We start from the raw sequence: 819 nt of genomic DNA, 5'->3' as shown, positions 1-819 counted from the left end.
CTCGTCGTCATTGCCGGGCGCCACCATCGCGCGATCGGCCGAAAGCCGCACGCTCGTCGGTTTCGGCAGCTGGCGCAGGTCCACCTTGTTGGAGACCGTCATCGGGATCGCCGGCAGCTCCTCCAGGTAGGAGGGCACCATGTAATCCGGCAGGCGCCGCTTCATCGTCTGGGCAAGATCGGCGCGGGAAATCGCCGGCACGCCGGCCTTGGGCGCGTAGTAGGCGACGAGCTCGACGCGGCCGGGCTCGATCTCCCAGGTGGTGACGGCAGCCTGTGCGATCTCGGGCTGGTCGAGCAGCACCGCCTCGATCTCGCCGAGCTCGATGCGGTAGCCGCGGATCTTCACCTGGGTGTCGATGCGCCCGGCATATTCGATCTCGCCCTGGTCGTTGATCCGGCCAAGGTCGCCCGTGCGGTAGATACGCCTGGACGGGTTGTTCGGCAGGCCGAGGAAATCGGCAATGAATTTCTGTTCGGTCAGGTCGGGCCTGTTGAGATAGCCGACCGCGAGCCCGATGCCGGCGATGCCGATCTCGCCCAGTTCGCCAGGCTCGGCTAGTTGCGGCAGCGATGCGTCGAGAATGACGATGGAATAGGTCGGCAACGGCGCGCCGATGGTGACCGGACTGTCAGGCGTCAGCACGCCCATGGTTGCCGTGACGGTCGCTTCGGTCGGACCATAGGTGTTGAGGATCTGCCGCCCCGGCTTCGACCAGCGCACTACCAGATTGTGCGGGCAGGCCTCGCCGCCCACCAGAAGCGTGCGCAGGCTGGGCACGTCTGATGTCATCGACGACAGAAGCGTCGGGCTGCAGGC

Annotated in this window: 1 protein-coding gene; it reads right to left on the bottom strand. The window is 66.3% G+C overall.

Translation table 11 applies throughout. The features are described from left to right. On the bottom strand, positions 1 to 819 hold an 819-nt coding region (locus EN935_RS38355; protein WP_164771840.1), incomplete at both ends, for an AMP-binding protein.

It is taken from the genome of Mesorhizobium sp. M7D.F.Ca.US.004.03.1.1 (genome assembly GCF_003998635.1).
GTDB lineage: Bacteria > Pseudomonadota > Alphaproteobacteria > Rhizobiales > Rhizobiaceae > Mesorhizobium > Mesorhizobium loti.
Note: the sequence above shows the minus strand (reverse complement) of the source record. Positions and strands in the feature narration are given on the sequence as shown.